The following is a 24,876-nucleotide window of genomic DNA, read 5'->3' as shown; positions in this document are numbered from 1 at the left end:
GTGGGTTGCCGTGTTAGCATGCCGCGCATGAATTTCTGCCATGGATTGCGCGGACCGCTGCTGCTGGGTCTGCTTTGTACGAGCGGCCTGGCGCTGGCCAAGGCCACGCTGGACGTGAAGGTCGACCCTGCCAATGCGGCGCTGAAGGCCAATATCGAGGCCTATATCGGCGCGCTCGGCGATCGCAACGAAGAGGCCCTGCGGCGTTTTCGGCGCTCCGCCGAGGAGCAGGCGCGCCAGGCCGCACAGGCCCTCGGCTACTACCAGGCCGAGATCGACAGCCGCGTCGACGGCGGCAAGGACCCGTCCCTGCATCTGCTGGTGGTGCCCGGCGAGCCGGTACGTTTGCGCAACGTCACGCTGCGGATCGAAGGGGAAGCCGGTGCGCTGAAGTCTTTCCGGGTGCCCGAGAGCAAGGCCCTGAAGACGGGCGCCCAACTCAATCACAGCACCTATGACGACGCCAAGAAGCTGATCCAGAACCAGGCCCTGCGCTATGGCTTCTTCGACGGCCATTTCACCCGCCAGCGCCTGGACATCGACCCGCGCGCCGGCGTTGCCGATATCGAGCTGGTCTACGAAAGCGGCCCGCGCTACAGCCTGGGCGACGTCAGTTTCGATGGCGACACCCCCTTCGACCCGGACCTGTTGGCGCGACTGGTGCCGTTCCCGGCCAACACGCCTTACGACTCCGACCAGGTCGCCAAGCTCAACCAGAATCTCCAGGCCAGCGGCTATTTCGACGAGGTACGGGTGGACGCCAGCCCGGTGAAGGGCGGCGGCCGGGTGATACCGGTGAAGGTCAGGCTGGCGGCGGTGCAGCCGCGCACCGTGGGTCTGGGCGTTGGCTTCTCCACCGACGTGGGGCCGCGCGCCCGCGCCAACTGGACCCGTCACTGGATCAACCCGCAGGGCCATCGCCTCGGTGCCGAGACCGAGGTTTCCCCCGTACGCCAGAACGTCGGCACCTGGTACGAAATCCCCCTGGACCCGCCGCTCACCGACACCCTGCGGTTCTCCAGCGGCCTGCAACGGGAAAACCTGGTGGACGTGGACAGCCGCCGCTTCACCATCGGCGGCCAGTGGCAATCCAGGCTGCCCAGCGACTGGCTGCGGGTGGTTTCCCTGCGCTGGGAGCAGGAGACCTTCGATTTCGGCGATGGCAGCGACGATGGCCGCAGCAACTTCCTGATTCCCGGCATCAGCTACGGCGTGACCCGCAGCGACCACAAGCTCGACCCCAATCGCGGCTATTCGCTGCAGTTCGATGTGCGCGGCGCCAAGGAGGGCATTCTCTCCGATGCCGATTTCACCTACGCCAGCGCCATGGCCAAAGGGCTCTATACCTTGCCTGGCGGCCATCGTGTGCTTGGGCGAGTGCAGGCCGGCGGCATCGCCACCACCGATTTCGACGCCATCCCGCCGTCGTTGCGCTTCTTCGCCGGTGGTGACCAGAGCGTGAGGGGCTACGACTACCAGACCCTGTCCCCGGAAGACAGCAACGGCAACAAGGTCGGTGGCCGCTACCTGCTGGTGGGCAGTGCCGAGTACCAGTTCCCGATCACCGCAAAATGGCGCCTGGCGGCCTTCGTCGACCGTGGCAACGCCATGGATTCCCTCAGCGCCGCCATGAAGACCGGCGCCGGCCTCGGCGTGCGCTGGGTCTCCCCGGTGGGGCCGATCCGCCTCGACCTGGCCAAGGCCCTGGATGATCCGGGCGGCTTCCGTATCCATTTCTCCATGGGGCCGGAGCTGTGAGGCGCGCGCTGAAGTTCGGCCTGTCGGGCCTGGCCGTCATCCTCCTGGCCCTGGTGGCGGTCCCGGCCGTCCTGCTGTTCAGCGAAGCCGGCGGCCGCTGGTTGCTTGGCCAGGTACCGGGCCTGGAGGTGGAGGGCTTCAATGGCAAGCTCGGCGGCCGCTGGAGCGCCGCGCGGCTGTCCTGGCAACAGGACGGTACCGCGCTGCAACTGGAGGCACCGTTGCTGGACTGGTCGCCGGCCTGCCTGCTGCGCCGCACCCTGTGCATCGACGAGCTGGCCAGCGAGCGCATTCGGCTCGACCTGCCGCCATCACAACCTGCTGAAGACGAAGGCCCCATCAGCCTGCCGGAGCTGCGGCTGCCGCTGGCCCTGCAGCTCGGCCAGGTGCGCATCGGCCGTTTCGTTCTCGATGGCGACGACCAGATGCAGCAGCTGGACCTGGTAGCCCGCTGGCAGGCCGACGGCCTCCAGGTGGAGCGCCTCAGCCTGCGTCGCGATGACCTGGCCCTGGAGCTGCAGGGCAACCTGCGTCCGCAAGGCGGCTGGCCGCTGACCCTGCAGGGCAGCCTGCAGCTGCCCGCGCCTGGGGAGGTCCCCTGGAAGCTGGCGCTCAACGCCAATGGCGATTTGCAGGACGTGCTCAAACTCCAGGCGGACAGCAGCGGCTATCTGAATGGCCGCCTGGAGGGCGAGCTGCGCCCGCTGGCGGAGAACCTGCCGGCGAGCGCCACCTTGCGCGCCGATGGCTTCAAGGCCAGTGCCGAGCTGCCGGATACCCTGACCCTCAATCAACTGACGCTGAGCGCCAAGGGTGACCTCAAAGCGGGTTACGCCGTGCAAGGCAACGCCAGCCTGCCGGGAGAAGGCGGGACGGTGGCCCTGGGGCTTACCGGCCGCGTCGACGCCAAAGGCGCGGATATCCAGCAATTGCAGTTGACTGGCGAGCCGCAGCAGACCCTCGCCTTGCAGGGGCGGGTCGACTGGCAGCAGGCCCTGGCCATCGACAGCCGCCTGCAATGGCGCGAGTTCCCCTGGCAGCGGTTGTTCCCCCAGGAGCAACCGCCGCCGGTGGAGTTGCACCAGCTCGACGCCGACGTGCGCTATGCCGAAGAACGTTACCAGGGCCGCTTCGACGCCAGCCTCAAGGGCCCGGCCGGCGATTTCAGCCTGGCCAGCCCGGTAGCCGGCGACCTTGCCAGCGTCACCCTCGCCGACCTGCAACTCAAGGCGGGGCAGGGCAGGGCGAAGGGCCAGGTGAAGATCGAATTTGCCAATGGCGTCGGCTGGGACAGCCAGTTGGCCGTGAGCGATCTGGACCCTTCCTACTGGCTGGCCGAGTTGCCGGGCAAATTGGCCGGCCAGCTGCAGAGCAAAGGCGCCTGGCGTGACCAGCGCCTGGAGCTGAATGCCGACCTCGACCTCAAGGGGCAGCTGCGTGGCCAGGCGGCCGTGCTCCAGGCCAAGGCAGCAGGCGCCGGCGAACGCTGGGACCTGAATACCCTGCAGGTGCGCCTGGGGGACAACAAGGTCGAAGGCCAGGTCCGCCTGGACCAGAAACTCAGCGGCCATGCCGATCTCGCCCTGAACCGTCTCGGTCAGCTCTGGCCGAAGCTATTCGGCAAGCTCCAGGGTCGCCTTGACCTGGCCGGCACCCTGCAGGCACCGCAAGGCAAGCTGGCGTTGACCGGCGAACGCATGGGGCAGGGTGACAACCGGCTCGACCGCCTCAAGCTGGATGCCCAACTGGATGCGACGCAGCGTGGTCGCGTGCAGCTGCAGGTGGACGGCCTGGCCTCCGGCGGCAACGAGTTCGGCACCCTTGCCGCTGAAGGCACTGGCGATCGCCTGCGCCAGCAGTTGGAACTCAACCTCAAGGGGCCGATGTTGAACCTGCTGCTGGCCCTGGGCGGCCAACTGGATCGCGGTAACTGGCGCGGCCAGTTGGCGCGGGGTGAGATCCAGGCCGGCGGCCAGGACTGGCGCCTGGAAGCCCCGGCGAAGCTGGAGCGCCTGGCCGACGGCAAACTCAATTTCGGTGCCCATTGCTGGCGCTCCGGACCGGCCAGCCTCTGTGGCGGCGAGCAGCGCCTGCTGCCGGAACCGAAGCTGGACTACCGCCTGCGTGATTTCCCATTGGCCAGCCTGGCGCGCTGGTTACCGGAGGATTTCGCCTGGCAGGGCCAGCTCAATGCCGACGTCAAGCTCGACCTTCCCGCCAGTGGCCCCAACGGACGCATCACGCTGGACGCCGGCAGCGGTGTGCTGCGCCTGAAGGAGGAGGACCGCTGGGTCGACTTCCCCTACCAGCGCCTGCTGCTGGATAGCACCCTGCGCCCGCAGCGCATCGACAGCCAGCTGAGCTTCCAGGGCCAGGGTCTCGGCCAGTTGCAACTGGACGCGCACATCGACCCGCGCCCGGCGAAGAAGCCGCTCTCCGGCCAGTTCCGCCTGGATGGGCTGGACCTCACAGTGTTGCGCCCCTTCGTGCCCAAGGTGGAGCAGCTGGAAGGCCGCTTGCAGGGGGGCGGCAGCCTCAGCGGTACCCTGCAGTCGCCCTACGTTCTAGGCAACCTGCGCCTCGCCAACGGTCGCATCGGCGGTGGCGACCTGCCGATGAACTTCGAGGCCCTGGGCCTGGATGCCCGCATCGCCGGCGAGCGCCTGGAGCTGTCCGGCCAGTGGCGCAGCGGCGAGCAGGGGCAGGGCAGTCTGTCCGGCAGCCTGGCCTGGGCGCAGGGCCTGGACCTCGACCTGACATTGCGTGGCTCGCGCCTGCCGCTGGTGGTGGAGCCCTACGCCAACCTTGAAGTGGCACCGGACCTGCGCATCGGCCTGGCCGGCGAGCGCCTGGCAGTGGCCGGCAAGGTGCTGGTGCCGCGCGGCAAGATCAAGGTCCGCGAGCTGCCGCCACAGGCGGTCAAGGTCTCGCCGGACGCCCGGGTGGTGGGCGAGCAGCAGGCGGAACAGCAGCCATTGCAGATGGATATGGACGTGGATGTGGAAGTCGGTCAGGAGCGTCTGCAATTTTCCGGCTTTGGCCTGACGGCGGACCTTCAGGGCCATCTCAAGGTGGGCGACAACCTCACCGGCCGCGGTGAACTGGTGCTGAAGAAGGGCCGTTACCGCGCCTACGGCCAGCGCCTCGACCTGCGCCGGGCGCGCCTGCTGTTCGCTGGCCCGCTGGATCAGCCCTACCTCGATGTGGAGGCGGTGCGCACGGTCGGCGACGTCATCGCCGGCCTGCGCCTGAATGGCCGCGCCGACGAGCCCACCACCGAGGTTTTCTCCACCCCGGCCATGAGTCAGGAGCAGGCGCTGTCCTACCTTATCCTCGGCCGCCCGCTGAACAGCGAGAGCGATGACAATGCCGTGGGCCGCGCGGCGCTGGCCATGGGCCTGTCCGGCAGCGCGTCGCTGACCAGCGAACTGGCCCAGCGCCTCGGCCTAAAGGACCTGCAGCTGGATGACGACGGCGCAGTCGGGCAGATCACCGAACGCCTGAGTATCCGCTATGGCCTCGGCGTGGTGGATTCCACCAGCGTGGTGGCGCTGCGCTACGAGCTGACCAAGCGCCTTTACCTGGAAGCGGCCAGCGGCCTGGCCAGTTCCCTGGACCTGTTCTACAAGCGGGATTTCTAGGAGATGGGCAGCTGCGCTGCCCTTGGCGAGTGAATTCGCCCCTACAAGGCTGTGCCGACCCCTGTAGGGGCGACTTCAGTCGCCAAGCAGGACGAAGTTCTGCCATGCAAGGGTGGGTAGCTACGTGGCCATGATCGAATGGGCTAGCATCCCGTAATTTTCCTCGCACCGGCTGACCCGAAAGTCAGGACATTTTCCGCGGCCCGTGATTAACTCGGCGTTTTCCTGCAACACCACCTAGAACAAGGACCCATGCAATGGCTCAAGTAACCCTCAAGGGCAATCCGATCAACGTCGATGGCCAGCTGCCGCAGAAAGGCCAGCAGGCACCGGCATTCAGCCTGGTCGGTGGCGATCTGTCCGATGTGACCCTGGCCAGCCTGAGCGGCAAGCGCAAGGTGCTGAACATTTTCCCGAGCATCGACACCCCCACCTGCGCCACCTCCGTGCGCAAGTTCAACGTCGAAGCCAGCAAGCTGCCCAACACCGTGGTGCTGTGCATCTCCGCCGACCTGCCGTTCGCCCAGAAGCGTTTCTGCGGTGCCGAAGGCCTGGATAACGTGGTGAACCTGTCCACCATGCGTGGTGCCAACTTCCTCAAGGACTACGGCGTGGCCATCGCCAGCGGCCCGCTGGTCGGCGTAGCCGCCCGCGCCGTGGTGGTGCTGGACGAGAACGACAAGGTCCTGCACAGCGAGCTGGTGGGCGAGATCGCCAACGAGCCCGACTACGCGGCGGCCATCGCTACCCTGTAAGGGATGATGGAATGAAGAAGGGAGGCCGAGGGCCTCCCTTTTTTGTGTGGGAGATTTCATGTCAATCGGCGCGTAGGGTGGAAATCCCTTTGGGGATTTCCACCATCGGTGTCTTGCTCGGCCTCGATGGTGGATAGAAAAGCGCTATCCACCCTTGCATGTCCGTGCCTGTCCCCACCTACAACGTCAATTTCAACCTCCCCACCAGTGCCCCCGGCAGCAGCGCCGACAGGGTCTGGCGTTCGCCGTAGGTGCTGCTGGACAGCTTCAGCTGGCGCTCCAGGGTCAGGGCTTCGAGCTGGTCACCGAGCAGGCTGAACAGGCTGTCGTCGAAGCGCATGCTGTCCACCGGCGCCTGGATCTGGCCGTCCTCTACCCAGAAGGTGGCGAAGCGGGTCATGCCGGTCAGGCGCGCGGCGGGCAGGTCGGACCAGTTCAGGTACCAGAGGTTGCCGATATAGAGGCCAGTGCCCAGGTGTTGCAGTACCTGGTCCAGGGGCAGGGCGCCGGCCCCCATCACCAGCGATTGAGGGGCTTCGTTGGCATCGGCGCAGTTGGCGGCGAGGCCGTATTCGCGAGCGCTGCGGGGGTAGACCAACTGCCCGGCCAATTGGCCGTCGCGCACCAGGGCCACGTCGCTGCGCGGCGCGCCTTCCGGGCCGAAGGCCGGGGCCAGGGCGCCGGCCACCTGCTCGTCCAGGTTCAGCAGGGGGCTGAAGCGGGCGCTGCCGTCCCGCAGGCGCTGCAACGGGCTTTCCTTGTCGGCCAGGGCGCGGGCGGAAAAACCGCCCCAGGCGAGCATTCCCAGTACTTCGTCCATGGCCGCCGGCGCCAGGTAGGCGCGGTAGTCGCCGGGCTGCAGGCGGCGTAAAGGCTTGCCCAGGTGCTCCAGCTGCTGGCGCGCGCTGGCGAAGCGGTTGGCGAATTCGGCCGCATCCCAGCGGGTGCCGGCGTAGTCCGCCTTCACCGCCTGCTGGTTGGCGTGGAACAGGCTCCAGTCGAAATTGAAGCAATTGGCGGCGTGCCAGCCGAAGGCACCGAAGCTGTTGGCAAAGCCACGGTAGAGTGGCCCGGCGGCGTAGATACCCACCAGGTCGAGGCCGCTGGCGGCGGCGTCGATTTCCGCCAGGACCGTGGCGCAGTCGGGCAGGCTGGTCACCTCCGCCGAGCGCCGGTGCCAGGCCGAACGCTCCAGTTGCAGGTAAGGGTCGGGCGGCAGTTGGCCAACGACCAGCCGCAGCTGCACCAGGCCATCGGCCAGGAGCTGGCGGTCGCTTTCCAGCTCGCCGCTGAGGGTGATGGCGAGTTCCGCGCTGCGCTCCTCGCGAAACAGCCGCAGGCGCCCGGTGGCCTGGGTGACATGGCCGGCCTGGCGCACCCGGGCGCGGTTGAAACGGATGAACTCGGACTCCTCGGCGCTGTACCAGAGGCTGAAGTCCTCGCCTGGCTGCAGGCTGGCGCGCAGGCTTGCGGCCAGGGCGGTGAAGCGGGATTCGGCGTCGGCCATCAGTGGTCACCTCCAAAGACTTCCACCTGTCTGAACACGCAGGCCGGTGAGGCATGGCCCACGCGCACCACCTGGTTGGGCTCGCCCTTGCCGCAGAACGGTGTGCCATGCACCTGGACGGTGCTGGCATCGCCCACCGCCGCCAGGCTGCGCCAGAAGTGGGCGGACACGCCCCGGTAGTTGGGGTTCTTCAGCACACCCTTGAGCTCGCCGTCCTCGATCAGTCGGCCCCATTCGCAGCCGAACTGGAACTTGTTGCGCGCATCGTCGATCGACCAGGAGCGGTTGGTGCTCATCAGCACGCCGCGCTCGATGCCACCGATCAGCTGGGCCAGGCTCTGGCCGCCCGGCTCCAGGTTGAGATTGGCCATGCGGTCGATGGGCGCGCGGTTCCAGCTGTTCGCCCGGCTGTTGGCGACCCCCGCCAGGCCGCTGCGCAGTTGCGACAGGGCGCCGCCCAGGGGGCGCAGCAGCAGACCGTCCTTGATGAGCATTTGCTTGTGCGCAGGCGTACCGTCGTCATCGTGACTGTAGCTGGCCAACTCTTCGGGGATTCCAGGGTCAAAGCTGATGTTCAGCAGTTCCGAGCCGTACCGGTAGTGGCCGAAGTCTTCCAGGCCGATGAAGCTGGTACCGGCGTAGTTGCGCTCGTCGCCGAGGATGCGGTCCAGCTCCAGCGGGTGGCCGATGGATTCATGGATCTGCAGCATCATCTGGTCGGGCATCAGCAGCAGGTCGGTGACGTCGCTTGGGGTATTGGGCGCCAGCAGCAATTGCAGCGCCTCGTCCGCCACCCGTGCCGCCGCGCCGCCGAAGCCGAGGCGCTGGAGCACTTCGCCGCCACCTTGCTGGCCACTGCGGTAGCCACCGAAGCTGCGGGTCTGGCTGTCGTTGCCGTCGAAGGCGGTGACGCTGATGCCGGGGTAGGTGAAGCGCAGGTCCTGCCATTGTTCGGCGCCGGCGCTGTTGAGGTAGAGCTGTTCAGCGCGCTGTGTGTCGATGTAGAGGGTCCAACTGGCCAGGCGCGGGTCGGTGGGAATGTGCGCCGATTCCTCGGCCAGCAGCTCGAAGCGTTCGGCCAGGCTGGGAAAAGGCTGGTCCAACCCGGGTGACTGGTAGCGGGCGCTGCTCCGGGGCGGTTCCAGGCGGCTCTGGTCCACCAGGGCGTAACGGGCGATCTGCCGGGCCAGCGCCTCGGCCCGGTCCAGCGCCTGCTGCAGGCCCGCCGTGCTGAGATCGGCGGTGGCGGCGTAGGCTTCCACGCCGGCCAGGCGCACGCTGAGCATGGCGCCCAGGTCATTGCCCAGCGATGGCGGTTCGGCGACGCCACGGCGCAGCAGGGTATGCTCGGCGGTCTGGCGGACGACGCGCAGGGCGTGGAATTCGGCGCGGGTGGTGAGGGCGGCGAATCGTTGCCGGAAACATTCGAACACGGAATTTCCCCTGGTCGGTGACATCGCAGTTGGCGGCGCCCGGAAAGCGCCCGCCACTCAAAAGGATAGTAAGGCGCGTAAGCCCTAGGTAAATAGCCGGTAAATTGACTTTGCCTCCTGCTTTCAACTGCTTATCGTTCACGCTCTCGCACAGCTCGACCTGAATCATGTCCCCTATCTCTGAGAAAACCTCCAAATCCCGTTCCGTCCGCCACTGGCTGACCATCGCCATCGCGCTGCTGGCGCTCCTTGCTCTGATCTGGTGGCTCTGGCCGGAAACCGCTGCCAAGCCCGGCCAGCAGGGTGGCAGGGGCGGCGCGGGCCGCCCGGGCTTCGGCGCCTTCTCCGGCCCGGTGCCGGTGCGCGTGGCGACCATCACCCAGGGCGACTTCCCGGTCTACCTCAAGGCCCTGGGCACCGTCACCGCGCTGAACACGGTGAACGTGCGCGGCCGCGTCGACGGCGAACTGGTCAAACTGCAGTTCGAAGAGGGGCAACAGGTCAAGGCCGGCGACCTGCTGGCGTTGATCGATCCGCGCCCTTACCAGGTCGCCCTGCAACAGGCTGAAGGCACCCTGGCGCAGAACCGCGCCCAGCTGAAGAACGCCGAGATCGACCTGGCGCGCTATCGCGGCCTCTACGCCGAGGACAGCATCGCCAAGCAGACCCTGGACACCCAGGAAGCCCTGGTGGCCCAGTACCGCGGCACCGTCAAGACCAACGAGGCGGCGGTGGCCGAGGCCGGGCTGAACCTCGGCTTCACCCAGGTGCGCGCGCCCATCGCCGGCCGCCTCGGCCTGCGCCAGGTGGACCTGGGCAACCTGGTCAGCAGCGGCGACACCACGCCGCTGGTGGTCATCACCCAGACCAGGCCCATCAGCGTCGCCTTCACCCTGCCTGAAGGCCAGCTGCCGGAGGTGGTCAGCCGCTTCCGCGCCGGCCAGCCCCTGGTGGTCGAAGCCTGGGACCGCAGCGACAAGGTCAAGCAGGCCGAAGGCGTGCTGCAGAGCCTGGACAACCAGATCGACACCACCACCGGCACCCTCAAGCTGAAGGCGCGCTTCGCCAACGACGACGAGACGCTGTTCCCCAACCAGTTCGTCAACATCCGCCTGCGTGCGGAACTGCTGCCGCAAGCCGTGCTGATTCCCTCGGCCGCCGTGCAGTTCGGCAGCCAGGGCACCTTCGCCTACGTGCTGGACGGCGAGAAGAAGGTGAAGGTGCGCAAGCTGGAAACCGGCCCGGACGATGGCGAACGCACCGTGGTCAGGAGCGGCTTGCAAGCGGGCGAGCGGGTGGTACTGGAAGGCACCGACCGCCTGCGCGATGGCAGCGAGGTGGAAGTGGTGCACGACGCCGAGGAGGTTCCCGCCCAGGCCACCGAACAGCTGCAGGGCGTCAAGCCTGAAGCCCAGGACGCGAAAGACGGCGTATGAACCTCTCCCGCCTGTTCATCCTGCGACCGGTCGCCACCACCCTGAGCATGCTGGCGATCCTTCTCGCCGGCCTGATCGCCTACCGCCTGCTGCCGGTCTCCGCGCTGCCGGAGGTGGACTACCCGACGATCCGCGTCCTCACCCTGTATCCCGGCGCCAGTCCGGACGTGATGACCAGCGCGGTCACCGCGCCCCTGGAACGCCAGTTCGGCCAGATGCCGGGCCTGACCCAGATGTCCTCCACCAGCTCCGGCGGGGCCTCGGTCATCACCTTGCGCTTCAGCCTGGAAATCGAGCTGGACGTGGCCGAACAGGAGGTGCAGGCGGCCATCAACGCGGCCACCAACCTGCTGCCCAAGGACCTGCCGGCGCCGCCGGTGTACAACAAGGTCAACCCCGCCGACACGCCGGTGCTGACGCTCGCCATCAGCTCCAGGACCATGCCGCTGCCCAAGCTGCACAACCTGGTGGACACCCGCATGGCGCAGAAACTGGCGCAGATCAGCGGCGTGGGCATGGTCAGCATCGCCGGTGGCCAGCGCCAGGCCGTGCGCATCCGCGTCAACCCCGAGGCCCTGGCGGCCAACGGCCTGAACCTGTCGGACGTGCGCAGCCTGGTGGGCGCCTCCAACGTCAACCAGCCCAAGGGCAACTTCGACGGCCCGACCCGCGTTTCCATGCTGGACGCCAATGACCAGCTGAAATCCGCCGAGGAGTACGCCAACCTCATCCTCTCCTACAACAACGGCGCCGCCCTGCGCCTGAAGGACGTCGCCGAGATAGTCGATGGCGCCGAGAACGAGCGCCTGGCCGCCTGGGCCAACCAGAATGAGGCGGTGCTGCTGAACATCCAGCGCCAGCCCGGCGCCAACGTGATCGAGGTGGTGGACCGGATCCAGGCGCTGCTGCCGGCGATCACTGCCAACCTGCCGGCGGGCCTGGACGTGGTGGTGCTCACCGACCGCACCCAGACCATCCGCGCCGCCATCACCGATGTGCGGCACGAGCTGTTCCTCGCCATCGCCCTGGTGGTGATGGTGACCTTCCTGTTCCTGCGGCGGATGAGCGCCACCATCATTCCGTCCATCGCCGTGCCGCTGTCCCTGGTGGGCACCTTCGCGGTGATGTACCTGGCCGGCTTCTCTATCAACAACCTGACGCTGATGGCCCTGACCATCGCCACCGGCTTCGTGGTGGACGACGCCATCGTCATGCTGGAGAACATTTCCCGTCACCTGGAGGAGGGCGAGACGCCGCTCAATGCCGCGCTCAAGGGGGCGAAGCAGATCGGCTTCACCCTGATCTCCCTGACCTTCTCGCTGATCGCCGTGCTGATCCCGCTGCTGTTCATGGCTGATGTGGTGGGCCGGCTGTTCCGCGAGTTCGCCATCACCCTGGCGGTGGCCATCCTGATCTCGCTGGTGGTCTCCCTGACCCTCACGCCGATGATGTGCGCGCGCCTGCTCAAACGCGAGAAAACGGGCGAGGAGGGCGGTTTCTACAAGGCCAGTGGCGACTTCATCGACGGCATGATCGCCCGCTACGGCCGTGGCCTGACCTGGGTGCTCAAGCACCAGGGCCTGACCCTGCTGGTGGCCGTGGGCACCCTGGTGCTTACCGTGGTGCTCTATCTCGCGGTGCCCAAGGGCTTCTTCCCGGTGCAGGACACCGGCGTCATCCAGGGCATCACCGAGGCACCGCAGTCGGTGTCGTTCCGCGCCATGAGCGAGCGCCAGCAGAAGGTCGCCGCGCTGATCCTCAAGGACCCGGCGGTAGCCAGCCTGACCTCCTACATAGGCGTCGACGGCGACAACGTCACCCTCAACAGCGGCCGCATGCTGATCAACCTGAAACCCCACGGCGAGCGCGACGTCACCGCCAGCGAGGTGATCCAGCGCCTGCAACCGGAACTGGACAAGCAGAGCGACATCCGCCTCTACCTGCAGCCGGTGCAGGACCTGACCATCGAGGACCGGGTCAGCCGCACCCAGTTCCAGTTCAGCCTGGAATCCCCGGACGCCGACCTGCTCAACCAGTGGACCGGCAAGCTGGTGGACGCCCTGCGCCAGCAGCCGGAGCTGTCGGACGTCGCCAGCGACCTGCAGGACAAAGGCCTGCAGGTCTACCTCAACATCGACCGCGACATGGCCGGGCGCCTGGGCGTGGAAATCTCCGCCATCACCGACGCGCTCTACGACGCCTTCGGCCAGCGGCAGATCTCCACCATCTTCACCCAGGCCAGTCAGTACCGCGTGGTGCTGGAGTCCGCCGCCGGCGAAGTGATCGGCCCGCAGGCCCTGCAGCAGATCCACGTCGCCAACCGCGACGGCGGGCAGGTGCCGTTGTCCGCCCTGGCCCGCGTGGAGGAACGCCAGACCCAGCTGGCCATCAACCATATCGGCCAGTTCCCGGCCGTGACCCTGTCCTTCAACCTGGCGCCGGGCGTTGCCCTGGGCGAGGCGGTGGCGGTGATCGAGCGGGTGCAGCAGGACATCGGCATGCCCGAGGGCATCCAGACCCGCTTCCAGGGCGCGGCGGCGGCCTTCCAGGCCTCGCTGTCCAGCACCCTGCTGCTGATCCTCGCCGCCGTGGTGACCATGTACATCGTGCTGGGCGTGCTCTACGAGAGCTACATCCACCCGGTGACCATCCTCTCCACGCTGCCCTCGGCGGGCGTCGGCGCCTTGCTGGCGCTGCTGCTGACCGGCAACGACCTGGGCCTGATCGCCATCATCGGCATCATCCTCTTGATTGGCATCGTCAAGAAGAACGCCATCATGATGATCGACTTCGCCCTGGAGGCGGAGCGGAACCAGGGCATGAGCCCGGAGGCGGCCATCTACCAGGCGGCGCTGCTGCGCTTCCGGCCGATCCTGATGACCACCCTGGCGGCCCTGTTCGGCGCCATCCCGCTGATGCTCGCCACCGGCTCCGGCGCCGAACTGCGCCAGCCGCTCGGCCTGGTGATGGTGGGCGGCCTGCTGCTGTCCCAGGTGCTGACCCTGTTCACGACGCCCGTCATCTATCTCGCGTTTGATCGATTGGCGAGGCGCTGGGGCCGCTCAGCCGCTGGGGAGGTGGTGTGATGGGCGTCAGCGGCAAGCTTCAAGCCACAAGCTGCAAGTGGCCCCGCGTACGCGGTGAGGCCCACGCGGTCCTGCTCTTCTCTTGCAGCTTGAAGCTTGCAGCTTGGAGCTGGCTTCAGCCATGAATCTATCCGCCCCCTTCATCCGCCGTCCGGTGGCCACCATGCTGCTGAGCCTGGCGATCCTGCTGCTGGGCAGCGTCAGCTTCGGCCTGCTGCCGGTGTCGCCGCTGCCGCAGATGGATTTCCCGGTGATCACCGTGCAGGCCAGCCTGCCCGGCGCCAGCCCGGAGATCATGGCCTCCAGCGTCACCACGCCGCTGGAGCGGTCCCTCGGCACCATCGCCGGCATCAACCAGATGACCAGCCGCACCAGCCAGGGCTCGACGCGGATCATCGTGCAGTTCGACCTGGACCGCGACATCAATGGCGCCGCCCGTGACGTGCAGGCGGCCATCAACGCCTCGCGCAACCTGCTGCCCAGTGGCATGCGCAGCATGCCCACCTACAAGAAGGTCAACCCGTCCCAGGCGCCGATCATGGTGCTGTCGCTCACCTCGGACGTGCTGGAGAAAGGCCAGCTCTACGACATGGCGTCCACCATCCTGGCCCAGAGCCTGTCCCAGGTTAAGGGGGTGGGTGAGGTGCAGATCGGCGGCAGCTCCCTGCCGGCCGTGCGGGTGGAACTGGAGCCGCAGCTGCTGACCCAGTACGGCATCGCCCTGGACGACGTGCGCAGCGCCATCGCCGCGGCCAACCAGCGCCGTCCCAAGGGCGCGGTGGAAGACGCCGGCCGCCACTGGCAGGTGGGCGCCAACGACCAGTTGGAAAAGGCTGCCGACTATACGCCGCTGATCATCCGCTACCAGGATGGCGCGGCCCTGCGCCTGGGCGATGTGGCCAAGGTCCGCGACGCGGTGGAAGACCGCTACAACAGTGGCTTCTTCAATGACGATGCGGCGGTGTTGCTGGTGATCAACCGCCAGGCCGGCGCCAACATCATCGAGACCATCGAAAGCATCAAGCAGCAGTTGCCGGCGCTGCAGGCGGTGCTGCCGGGCAGCGTCAAGCTGGACCTGGCCATGGACCGCTCGCCGGTGATCCGTGCCACGCTGCACGAAGCGGAACGCACCCTGCTGATCGCCGTGGCCCTGGTGATCCTCGTCGTCTACCTGTTCCTCGGCAACCTGCGCGCCTCGCTGATCCCGGCGCTGGCGGTGCCGGTGTCCCTGGTGGGCACCTTCGCCGTGATGTACCTGATGGGCTTCTCGCTGAACGTGCTCTCACTGATGGCGCTGATCCTCGCTGCCGGCCTGGTGGTGGACGACGCCATCGTGGTGCTGGAGAACATCTCCCGGCACATCAACGACGGCATGGCGCCCTTCAAGGCGGCGCTGCAGGGCACCCGCGAAGTAGGCTTCACCCTGCTGTCGATGAACCTCTCGCTGGTGGCGGTGTTCGTTTCCATCCTCTTCATGGGCGGCATCATCGACCGGCTGTTCCGCGAGTTCTCCCTGACCCTGGCGGTGGCCATCCTGGTCTCGCTGCTGGTGTCCCTGACACTCACGCCGATGCTCTGCGCGCGCTGGCTCAAGCCCCATGTGCCGGACCGTGACAGCCGCCTGCAACGCTGGAGCGAAGCGCTGCACAAGCGCATGGTGGACGTCTACGACCGCACCCTGGGCGTGGCCCTGCGGCATCCGCGCCTGACCCTGGCCAGCCTGCTGCTGACCATCGCCTGCAACGTCGCCCTCTATGTACTGGTGCCCAAGACCTTCCTGCCGCAGCAGGACACCGGCCAACTGATCGGCTTCATCCGTGGCGACGACGGCCTGTCCTTCAGCGTGATGCAGCCGAAGATGGAAACCTTCCGCCGCGCGGTGCTCAAGGACCCGGCGGTGGAAAGCGTGGCCGGCTTCATCGGCGGCAGTGGCGGCATCAACAACGCTTTCATGATCGTGCGCCTGAAGCCGATCAAGGAGCGCAGGGTGTCGGCGCAGAAGGTCATCGAGCGGCTGCGTGCCAACCTGCCCAAGGTGCCCGGCGGCCGGCTGATGCTGATGGCCGACCAGGACCTGCAGTTCGGCGGCGGTCGCGAGCAGCGCAGCTCGCAATACGAGTACGTGCTGCAGTCCGGCGATCTCGCCGACCTGCGTACCTGGGGCCCGAAAGTCACCGCAGCGCTGAAGTCGCTGCCGGAGCTCACCGCCATCGACGCCAACGAAGGCGAGGGTGCCCAGCAGATCACCCTGCAGGTGGACCGCGACGCCGCCAAGCGCCTGGGCGTGGACATGGCCATGGTCAGCGCTGCGCTGAACAACGCTTACAGCCAGCGGCAGATCTCCACCATCTACGACACCCTGAACCAGTACCAGGTGGTGATGGAGGTCAACCCGAAATACGCCCGTGACCCCGAGACCCTCAAGCAGGTCCAGCTGATCACCGCCGACGGCCAACGCGTGCCGCTTTCCAGCTTCGCCCGCTACGAGCGCAGTCTGGAGGAAGACCGGGTCAACCATGAGGGGCAGTTCGCCGCCGAAAGCATCGCCTTCGACCTCGCCCCGGGCGTCAGCCTCGATCAGGCCACCGTCGCCATCGAGAAGGCGGTGGCCGCCATCGGCCTGCCCACCTCGGTGATCGCGCGCATGGGCGGCAGCGCCGATGCCTTCAAGACTACCCAGCAGAACCAGCCCTGGATGATCCTCGCCGCCCTGGTGCTGGTGTACCTGGTGCTGGGCATCCTCTACGAGAGCTACATCCACCCGCTGACCATCCTCTCCACACTGCCGTCGGCGGGTGTCGGCGCGCTGCTGGCGATCCTGCTCACCGGCGGGGAGTTCAGCCTGATCTCGCTGCTTGGCCTGTTCCTGCTCATCGGTGTGGTGAAGAAGAACGCCATCATGATGATCGACCTCGCCCTGCAACTGGAGCGCCAGGAAGGCATGTCCCCGGACGAGTCCATCCGCCGGGCGTGCCTGCTGCGCCTGCGGCCGATCCTGATGACCACCATCGCCGCCATCCTCGGCGCCGTACCGCTCTTGATCGGCGGCACGGAGGGTGCGGAAATGCGCCAGCCGCTTGGCCTGGCCATCATCGGCGGCCTGGTGCTGAGCCAGTTGCTGACCCTCTACACCACCCCCGTGGTCTACCTCTACCTCGACCGCCTGCGCCACCGCTTCAACCGCTGGCGCGGCATGCGCACCGACGTCGCTCTGGAAACACCGCTATGAATACTGCCGCCACCGCCCTCAACCCTCTGCGCCGCGCCGTTGCCCTGGCCCTCGTCGGCCTGTTGCTCGGCGGCTGCGCCGTCGGCCCGGACTACCAGCGCCCGGAGCAGACGGTGCCCGCGCAGTTCAAGCACGCCGAAGGCTGGACCCTGGCCAGCCCGGCGGACCTGGAGCACCGCGGCCGCTGGTGGGAGCTCTATGGCGACGCCACCCTCAATGACCTGCAGCTGCGCCTGGAGACTTCCAACCAGACCCTGGCCCAGTCGGTCGCCCAGTACCGCCAGGCCCAGGCTCTGGCCCGCGGCGCCCGCGCGTCGTTCTTCCCCTCGGTGACCGCTGCCACCAGCAAGACCCGCTCGGGGCAGGGCGGCGGCAGCAGCACAGTGCGCCTGTCCGACGGTTCCACCGTGACCAGCTCCGGGGGCGGCGGCATTTCCAAGAGCTACGACGCCAGTCTCGGGGTGAACTGGGAAATCGACCTCTGGGGCAAGCTGCGCCGGCAACTGGAAACCGACACCGCGAGCATGCAGGCCAGCGCCGCCGACCTGGCCGCTGCGCAACTCAGCCTGCAATCGGAGCTGGCGCAGAACTACCTGCAGCTGCGCGTGCTGGACGCCCAGAAGCGCCTGCTGGAAGCCACCATAGCCGGCTACCAGCGCGCCCTGACCCTGACCGAGAACCAGTACAGGGCCGGCATCGTCACCCGCGCCGACGTGGCCCAGGCCACCACCCAGCTGAAGAGCACCCAGGCCCAGGCCATCGACCTCAAGTTCCAGCGCGCCCAGCTCGAGAACGCCATCGCCGTGCTGGTCGGCGTGCCCCCCGCGCAGTTCAGCCTCGCCGAGGTCGATAGCGTGCCAGCGTTGCCCGCGATACCGACCCTGCTGCCCTCGCAGCTGCTGGAGCGGCGCCCGGACGTGGCCGCCGCCGAGCGTGACGTGATGGCCGCCAACGCCCAGATCGGCGTGGCCAAATCGGCTTATTTCCCCAGCCTCAGTCTGAGCGCCGCCGGCGGCTATCGTAGCGGCAGCCTGCACGACTGGATCACCACGCCCAACCGCTTCTGGTCCATCGGCCCGGAATTCGCCATGACCCTGTTCGACGGCGGCCTGATCCGCTCCCAGGTGGCCCAGGCCGAAGCCAGCTACGACCAGACCGTGGCTGTCTACCGGCAGACCGTGCTCGACGGCTTCCGCGAGGCCGAGGACTACATGGTCCAGCTCGACGTGCTGGAAGAGGAAAGCGGGGTGCAGCAGGAGGCCCTGGACGCCGCCCGCGAGGCCCTGCGCCTGATCACCAACCAGTACCGCGCCGGCACCGTGGACTACAACAGCGTGGTCACCAACCAGGCCACCGCGCTGAACAACGAGCGCACCGTCCTGACCCTGATGGGCACCCGCCTGACCACCAGCGTCCAGCTCATCGCCGCCCTGGGCGGGGGCTGGGAGCAGGGGCAACTGGAGAAGGTGGATTCGGATTCGGAAGAGTTGCCCTGATCGTCGATCCGTCCGGGCGCGGATCTTCCTTGTAGGGGCGAATTCATTCGCCAAGGGCGGCGCAGCTGCCCCAATTGGAGTTCACAGGGCAGACCTTCGGCCTGCTTGGCGAATGAATTCGCCCCTACAACGATTCATCAAGCTCCGCACAGAGCCTTCAACCTTCCCACCAACTCGTCACCGGCTTTCCCCAATCCCGCCCGCCCATATAGCGCCAACCGCAACCCCTGGATCTCCGGCAATCCTTCTTGCTCTCCCAGCAACCGGTGCTCCGGCCCCAGCACCCGTAGCGGCAACAGGCTGACGCCGAGGCCCGCCGCCACCGCCGCGCGCACGCTGGCCAGGCTGGCGCTGGAATAGGCGATGCGCCAGCGCCGGCCCTGCACGTCCAGGCCATGGAGCATCTCGTTGCGGTACAGGCCACCGCTGGGGAACACCACCAGCGGCAGCGGCTCGCGGCCAAAGGCCGGGCGGCTGGCGCTGTCCACCCAGCCCAGGGGCTCGGGCCATGAGGCCAGGCTGTCGCCGCCATCGCCCATGCGCTTGACCAGTAGCAGGTCGAACTCGCCGCCCTGGTACAGGCGCAGCAGTTCCGGGCTGAGGCCGCTGGTCACCTCGAGGCGTACGGCGGGGTGGGCGGCGGAGAATTCCGCCAGGACCGGCATCAACCGCTCGGCGGCGAAGTCCTCCGGCACACCGAGGCGCAGCACGCCACTGCCGGGCTGGTGGCGCAGTACCTCGGCCGCTTCCTCCTGCAGGGCGAGGATGCGCCGGGCGTAGCCCAACAGCTGTTCCCCTTCTGGCGTGGCCACCACCTGGCGCTGGCTGCGGTCCAGCAGGCGGCAGCCGAGGCTTTCCTCCAGCCGGCGCAACTGCTGGCTGACGGTGGACTGGGTGAGGTGCAGCCGTTCGGCAGCGCGGGTGAAGTTGCCGCAATCGGCCACCGCCACGAAGCTGCGCAGGAGGAGGGGATCGAACATGGGAGTATTCCGAGGTCCACTGGTAGGCATGGTTATATTTAATTTCAGAATACCTGACCAGGCGGACATAATTTCGCCCATTCGACCGAATGCGGAGGCGAACCGTGAAAGCATTGCTCTTCTCCAGCCTGTTGCTTGCTGGCGGTCTCCTGGCCGGACAGGCATTGGCCAGCGACCCGGCTCAGCGCTTGCTGAAAGCGGCCGGGGAGGGCGATCTCGCCACGGTCGAGCACATGCTGGCCCAGGGCGTGCCAGTGGACGTGCGGGACGACCAGGGCAATACGCCGCTGCTGTTGGCCACCGCCGCCAACCGAGTGGAGGTGGCGCGCCGCCTGATCGACGCCGGCGCCGACGTCAACCTGCAGAACCGTATCCAGGACAGCGCCTACCTGCTGGCCGGCGCCAGCGGCCACCAGCGGATACTCGAGCTGACCCTGGCCCACGGCGCCGACCTGCGCAGCACCAACCGCTACGGCGGCACCGCATTGATTCCGGCCTGCGAACGCGGCCATGTGGAGACGGTGCGCAGCCTGATCGCCGCGGGCGTCGACCTCGACCACGTCAACAAGCTGGGCTGGACCTGCCTGCTGGAGGCCGTGCTGCTGGGCGACGGCGGGCCGGCCCACCAGCGCATCGTCGAGCTGCTGATCGCCGCCGATGCCGACCTCGACCTGCCCGACAAGGACGGCGTCACCCCCTTGCAACACGCCGAGCAGCGCGGCCAGCAGGCGATTGCCGCCAAGCTGCGTGCCGCCGGCGCCCGCTGATTGATGGAGCAACCCGATGTCTGAAGATCGCAATTATCTGCAACAGGCCGTGGAACTGGCACGGCAGAACGTGGAGCAGGGCGGCCGCCCCTTCGGCGCGCTGCTGGTGCGCGACGGCCAGGTACTGGCCCGCGCGGTGAACGAAATCCACCTGACCCAGGACCCGACCTGCCACGCCGAACTCCAGGCCATCCGCGCCGCCAGCCGGCAACTGGGGCCGCGCCTGGATGGCTGTGTGATCTACGCCAGCGGCCAGCCGTGCCCCATGTGCCTGGCGGCCATGCACCTGTGCGGCGTCAGCCGCGTGGTGTTCGCCGCGGCCAATGCCGAGGGCGAGCCCTTCGGCCTGTCCACCGCCGCCGTCTACCAGCAGATGGCCCTGCCGCTGGAGGACCAGAAGCTGGACATCCAACACCTGCCGCAAGCGGTCATGACCGAGATCTATGCCCGCTGGAAGGCCCTGCATGCGGCGCGCTGATCGACTCGAACAGCTTGGCGCCTGGGCGTTGCTGGTGGTCCTGGGGTTGAACCTGCGGCCGATCCTCGCTTCGGTCAGCCCCTTGCTGGGGGATATCCGCAATGCCACCGGCATGGGCTTTCAGACCGCTGCGCTGCTCACCACCCTTCCTGTGGTCTGCATGGGCCTGGTGGCACTCCTGAGCAGCCGCCTTGGTGGACTGGGCGAGCGGCGGGGTATCGGCCTCGGTCTTGTGCTGATCGCGGGCGCCTGCCTGGCGCGGCTGCTCTGCGGCCAGGCCGGGCCGCTGCTGGCCACCGCCTTGCTGGGTGGCGCCGGGGTGGCGTTGATCCAGGCCCTGCTCCCGGCGGTGATCAAGCGCCGCTTCGAAGGCAAGGTGGCCCTCGCCATGGGCGTGTATTCGGCATCCCTGATGAGTGGCGGCGGCCTGGCGGCACTGTTCAGCCCGCTACTGGCCCAACGGTTCGAGCATTGGCAGGCGGGGCTTGGCCTGTGGCTGGTGCCGGCGTTGCTGGCCCTGTCGCTCTGGCTGTCACGCCCTTTGCCGAGCGCCGCGCCGGCGATTGCCGGCCGGGCGGAAAGCTTCCTGCGCAACCGCCGCGCCTGGCTGCTGGCGCTGTACTTCGGCCTGGTGAACTGCGGCTACATGAGCATGGTGGCCTGGCTGCCGGCTTACTATCAGCAGCTGGGCTGGAGTCCGACCCACAGCGGTTCGCTGCTGGCCTTCATGACCATCTTCCAGGTACTGGCGGCGCTGACCATGCCGGCCCTGGCCCAGCGCAGTACCGACCGCCGACCCCTGCTCGCGGTGAGCCTGCTGGCCCAGGCGATGGGCTACTGCGGCCTGATCTGGGCGCCGCTTGGCTCGGCCGCGCTCTGGGTGGCGCTGGTTGGCTTCGGCCTTGGCGCCTGCTTCGCCCTCAGCCTGATCCTGACCCTCGACCATCGCCGCGACCCCCGCGAGGCCGGCCGGTTGGCGGCCTTCGTGCAAGGCGTGGGGTTCCTGATCAATGCTGTCTCCCCCTGGCTCAGCGGCTGGCTGCGGGAACTCACCGGCGGCTTCACCGCCGCCTGGCTGGTGCTGCTGGTGGGCGTGGTGCTGATGCTGGGGGTGACGCGCCTGTTCAGCCCGGTCAGTTACAGGTCGGCAACCCACCAGGTGCAGGTGCCTGAGTTGGTGTAAGGCGAATCCGAAAGGCCACTCCGCGAATGAACGAACGCAGGAACAAGTTCCCGGATGTAGGGTGGAAAGCGTTTTTTCTTTCCACCTTCTGAGTTCGTGCCACCTCCGAAGGTGGATCGATGAAGCGTGATCCACCCTACTTGGCTGCATTGCAACCCGATCACGCATGATTGCGCCCCACCAGGTAGCGATCGCGCCTGATAACCGGTCCCGCACACCGCGCCAACTGCGGCTATACCACTGAAAAGGCCCCACAAGCGGCACCAGCCGCGGACCCGAGGGCCTGTTCGGGAGAACCGCATGCCAGAAACTGCCAGAACCGCGATTGTCACCGGGGCCTCCCGGGGCATTGGCGCCGCCATCGCGCGGCGCCTGGCCAGCGAGGGAATCCAGGTGGTGGTCAATTACGCCTCGCGCCCGGAAGCAGCCGAACAGGTGGTGGAGGACATTCGACGAGCCGGCGGGAGGGCCTACCCGGTGCTCGCCGATGTCAGCGACCCGGTGGCGGTCGCCGTGCTCTTCGACCAGACGGAAGTGGAGTTCGGCGCCGTCGATATCCTGGTGAACAACGCCGGGGTCATCCAGCCCGGCCTGGTGCCCCTCGCCGCCACCGATATGGCGCTATACGACCGCCTGTTCGCCATCAACACCCGCGGCACCTTCAACACCCTCAAGCTCGCCGCCACGCGGCTGCGCTCAGGTGGACGCATCGTCAACCTGTCCAGCAGCGTGGTGAACATGGCCTTGCCGGGCTATGCCATCTATGCCGCCTCCAAGGCCGCCGTGGAAACCATGAGCGCCATCTTCGCCCGTGAGCTGCGCGGACGAAACATCTCGGTCAACTGCGTGGCGCCGGGGCCCACGGCCACCAATCTGTTCCTCGAAGGCAAGCCGCCGGAGCTGGTCGAGCGCCTGATCAAGCAGGCCCCTCTGGAGCGCCTGGGCAATCCCGAGGACATCGCCAACCTGGTGGCTTTCCTGGTCGGGCCCGAGGGCGCCTGGGTCAATGGCCAGACGCTCAGGGTCAACGGCGGGATCGTCTAGGCCGCCACGCCCAGCGGGTTTCACGCGCGTCCAGCCTGCCCGGCTTGTCCCGCGCGGCGCCGACCATCGCCAAAGCGTCCGGCGTCGCGCTGCCGATGCCATGCTGGAACAGGACAGGAGGGGCAACCATGAAGGGTTATCAGCTCACGCTCTACACCCAGCAGAACCGCCGCCACCAGGGCAAGATGCTGGCGGACTGGATAGTCGGCCTGGCCATGGACATGGGCCTGCGCGGCGCCACCCTGGTGTCTGGTATCGAGGGGTTCGGCCACACGAAGCATTTTCACTCCCACCATTTCTTCGAGATGGCCGATCAGCCGATGCTGATCCTCATGGCCCTCACCGAAGCCGAGTGCGACGCCTTTCTCAAGCGGCTGGACGAGGAAGGCGTGACGCTGTTCTACGTCAAGGCGCCCGCCGAGTTCGGCCTGCTCGGCGCGCCGGTGGATGGCTGAGCCCGGGCTCTGCGACAATCGCCTCGTCCGATCGCTCACAAGGCCGCCCGATGAATCCTGAAGACCTGCTGCTCCTGGTCACCCGCGAAATGCCCTACGGCAAGTACAAGGGCCGGCTGCTCGCCGATCTGCCCGGGCATTACCTCAACTGGTTCGCCCGCGAGGGTTTTCCCAAGGGCGAGATCGGGCGGCTGCTGATGCTGATGCAGGAAATCGACCACAACGGGCTGAAACCCTTGCTGGAGCCGTTGCGCAAGAAGCATTGAGCAGGCTGCGATCCGCTTTTCCTGTGGGGTGCCGAGGTAGGTTGGCGTAGAGCGCAGCGAAACCCAACATTCGGGCGTAATCGTTGGGCGCGATCCTCTCAGCGCCGCCGCAATGCCAGCAGCACCAGCGTCGCCACACAGAAGCACGCTCCGGCGAGGAAGGTACTGGCGGCGCCCAGGTTCTGCCAGAGCCAGCCCGCCATCAGGCTGGCGAGCAGCAGGGCGGCGCCGCTGGCCAGGTTGAACAGGCCGAAGGCGGTGCCCTTGAGATCGGCTGGGGCGGTTTGCGCCACCAGTGCGGCGAGGATGCCCTGGCTGAACCCCATGTGCAGGCCCCAGAAGGCCACTCCGGCGAGCAGCAGGGTGGGAGAATCGGCCCGCGCCAACAGCAGGTCGGCGACGATCAGCAGCACCAGGGAACAGGCCAGGAGCCCGGTCGGGCCGACGCGATCGGACCATTTGCCGGCAGGGTAGGCCGAGAGCATGTAGAAGCCCGCCATCACCACCATCACCAGGGGTACCCAGGTGGTGGAGAAACCGGCGTCCTGCGCGCGCAGCACCAGGAAGGCCTCGCTGAAACGGGCCAGGCTGAACAGCGCCCCCAGGCCCACCACCCACCAGTAGGCCGCTGGAAAGCTGCGCCAGGCGCGGAAACGAATCGGCGAGCGCAGGCGCTGGGGCGGATGGGCGCCGGCGGGTTCCTGCACGCCGACGACGATCAGCCCCACCGATAGCAGGGCCGGCAGCACGGCGAACCAGAGCACCAGGCCGATATCGCCTGCCAGCAGCGTCATCAGCAGGATGGCCAGCAGCGGACCGAGAAAGGCACCGACGGTGTCCATGGCCTGGCGCAGGCCAAAGCAGGCGCCGCGGATTTCCACCGGGGCGACATCGGCCACCAGGGCGTCCCGTGGCGCACCGCGGATGCCCTTGCCGACCCGGTCCAGCAGGCGGGCGACGAGCACCTGTTCGGCGGAGGCGGCAAGGGGGAACAGCGGCTTGGTCAGCGCCGCCAGGCCGTAGCCGAACAACAGCAGCGCCTTGCGCTTGCCGAGCCAGTCGCTGATGGCGCCGGAGAAGACCCTGACGATCAGTGCCGTGGCCTCGGCCAGCCCCTCGATCAGCCCGACGGCGACCATGCTCACGCCGAGGCTGCCGACCAGGAACAGCGGCAGCAGGCTGTGCACCAGCTCGGAGGACAGGTCCATGAACAGGCTGACGAAACCCAGGGCCCAGACTGTGCGCGGGATGCGGTGAACGGTGGCGGAAGCGGGCATATCCCTGTCCTGTCGGTGCTGCCTGAGTGGTTTCAGGTTAGGCGGAAATTGGCGGTCGCCCTGTAGGGTGGATAGCGCTTTTCTA

Annotated in this window: 17 protein-coding genes; 13 read left to right on the top strand and 4 right to left on the bottom strand. The window is 67.5% G+C overall.

What is annotated here, in order from left to right:
- Positions 1-27: 27 nt before the first annotated feature.
- The 3 genes from ACFW0H_RS02115 to tpx all read left to right on the top strand — a co-directional run bounded on the left by ACFW0H_RS02115 (position 28) and on the right by tpx (position 6,154).
- Complete coding sequence (locus ACFW0H_RS02115) at positions 28-1,758, top strand: autotransporter assembly complex protein TamA (protein WP_422912270.1); 1,731 nt, start codon at positions 28-30, stop codon at positions 1,756-1,758.
- Entirely contained in the window at positions 1,755-5,399 is a 3,645-nt protein-coding gene (locus ACFW0H_RS02110; RefSeq protein ID WP_422912234.1) for a translocation/assembly module TamB domain-containing protein, read from the top strand. The genes ACFW0H_RS02115 and ACFW0H_RS02110 overlap by 4 nt, the downstream gene beginning before the upstream one ends.
- A gap of 257 nt (positions 5,400-5,656) precedes the next feature.
- Complete coding sequence (tpx, locus tag ACFW0H_RS02105; RefSeq protein ID WP_422912233.1) at positions 5,657-6,154, top strand: thiol peroxidase; 498 nt, start codon at positions 5,657-5,659, stop codon at positions 6,152-6,154.
- 178 nt (positions 6,155-6,332) lie between these two features.
- Here the strand turns inward: tpx and ACFW0H_RS02100 are convergent, their stop codons facing one another.
- A complete protein-coding gene (locus tag ACFW0H_RS02100) occupies positions 6,333-7,661 on the bottom strand; it encodes a TldD/PmbA family protein (RefSeq protein ID WP_422912232.1) in 1,329 nt (442 codons plus the stop codon).
- A complete protein-coding gene (locus ACFW0H_RS02095; RefSeq protein ID WP_422912231.1) occupies positions 7,661-9,094 on the bottom strand; it encodes a TldD/PmbA family protein in 1,434 nt (477 codons plus the stop codon). The genes ACFW0H_RS02100 and ACFW0H_RS02095 overlap by 1 nt, the downstream gene beginning before the upstream one ends.
- 167 nt (positions 9,095-9,261) lie before the next feature.
- Between ACFW0H_RS02095 and ACFW0H_RS02090 the strand changes: the two genes are divergently transcribed.
- The 4 genes from ACFW0H_RS02090 (at position 9,262) to ACFW0H_RS02075 (ending at position 18,341) form a co-directional block, all read left to right on the top strand.
- Positions 9,262-10,530: an MdtA/MuxA family multidrug efflux RND transporter periplasmic adaptor subunit gene (locus ACFW0H_RS02090; protein WP_422912230.1), complete on the top strand. Its 1,269-nt coding sequence runs from the start codon at positions 9,262-9,264 to the stop codon at positions 10,528-10,530.
- Positions 10,527-13,616: an MdtB/MuxB family multidrug efflux RND transporter permease subunit gene (locus ACFW0H_RS02085; protein ID WP_422912229.1), complete on the top strand. Its 3,090-nt coding sequence runs from the start codon at positions 10,527-10,529 to the stop codon at positions 13,614-13,616. The genes ACFW0H_RS02090 and ACFW0H_RS02085 overlap by 4 nt, the downstream gene beginning before the upstream one ends.
- Positions 13,617-13,737: 121 nt before the next feature.
- Complete coding sequence (locus tag ACFW0H_RS02080; RefSeq protein WP_422912228.1) at positions 13,738-16,845, top strand: multidrug efflux RND transporter permease subunit; 3,108 nt, start codon at positions 13,738-13,740, stop codon at positions 16,843-16,845.
- Complete coding sequence (locus tag ACFW0H_RS02075) at positions 16,842-18,341, top strand: efflux transporter outer membrane subunit (RefSeq protein ID WP_422912227.1); 1,500 nt, start codon at positions 16,842-16,844, stop codon at positions 18,339-18,341. Before ACFW0H_RS02080 ends, ACFW0H_RS02075 begins: the two co-directional genes overlap by 4 nt.
- A 137-nt stretch (positions 18,342-18,478) precedes the next feature.
- On the opposite strand, the gene ACFW0H_RS02070 is transcribed toward ACFW0H_RS02075, so the two are convergent.
- Complete coding sequence (locus tag ACFW0H_RS02070) at positions 18,479-19,321, bottom strand: LysR substrate-binding domain-containing protein (protein WP_422912226.1); 843 nt, start codon at positions 19,319-19,321, stop codon at positions 18,479-18,481.
- A gap of 131 nt (positions 19,322-19,452) precedes the next feature.
- On the opposite strand from ACFW0H_RS02070, the gene ACFW0H_RS02065 reads away from it, so the two are divergent.
- The 6 genes from ACFW0H_RS02065 (at position 19,453) to ACFW0H_RS02040 (ending at position 23,514) form a co-directional block, all read left to right on the top strand.
- Positions 19,453-20,088 (top strand): ankyrin repeat domain-containing protein, encoded by a 636-nt coding sequence (locus ACFW0H_RS02065; RefSeq protein WP_422912269.1) that lies wholly within the window; start codon positions 19,453-19,455, stop codon positions 20,086-20,088.
- 16 nt (positions 20,089-20,104) lie between these two features.
- Entirely contained in the window at positions 20,105-20,566 is a 462-nt protein-coding gene (locus tag ACFW0H_RS02060) for a nucleoside deaminase (protein WP_422912225.1), read from the top strand.
- Positions 20,553-21,749 carry a CynX/NimT family MFS transporter gene (locus ACFW0H_RS02055; protein WP_422912224.1) on the top strand — a complete coding sequence of 399 codons (1,197 nt, stop codon included), beginning with the start codon at positions 20,553-20,555 and terminating at the stop codon, positions 21,747-21,749. Before ACFW0H_RS02060 ends, ACFW0H_RS02055 begins: the two co-directional genes overlap by 14 nt.
- Positions 21,750-22,049: 300 nt before the next feature.
- Positions 22,050-22,793: an SDR family oxidoreductase gene (locus tag ACFW0H_RS02050; RefSeq protein WP_422912223.1), complete on the top strand. Its 744-nt coding sequence runs from the start codon at positions 22,050-22,052 to the stop codon at positions 22,791-22,793.
- A 128-nt stretch (positions 22,794-22,921) separates the two neighbouring features.
- Positions 22,922-23,248, top strand: a complete 327-nt coding sequence (locus ACFW0H_RS02045; protein ID WP_422912222.1) for a DUF190 domain-containing protein — start codon at positions 22,922-22,924, stop codon at positions 23,246-23,248.
- 50 nt (positions 23,249-23,298) lie between these two features.
- Positions 23,299-23,514, top strand: a complete 216-nt coding sequence (locus tag ACFW0H_RS02040; RefSeq protein WP_422912221.1) for a DUF3820 family protein — start codon at positions 23,299-23,301, stop codon at positions 23,512-23,514.
- Positions 23,515-23,612: 98 nt separating this feature from the next.
- Here the strand turns inward: ACFW0H_RS02040 and ACFW0H_RS02035 are convergent, their stop codons facing one another.
- Positions 23,613-24,791, bottom strand: coding sequence for an MFS transporter (locus tag ACFW0H_RS02035; RefSeq protein ID WP_422912220.1), 1,179 nt, complete (start codon positions 24,789-24,791; stop codon positions 23,613-23,615).
- Positions 24,792-24,876: the final 85 nt, after the last annotated feature.

The sequence above is a fragment of the Metapseudomonas cellulosilytica genome (genome assembly GCF_049334135.1).
Lineage (GTDB): Bacteria > Pseudomonadota > Gammaproteobacteria > Pseudomonadales > Pseudomonadaceae > Metapseudomonas.
The sequence above is the reverse complement of the archived record's forward strand: the minus strand, read 5'-3'. Positions and strand labels throughout refer to the sequence as shown.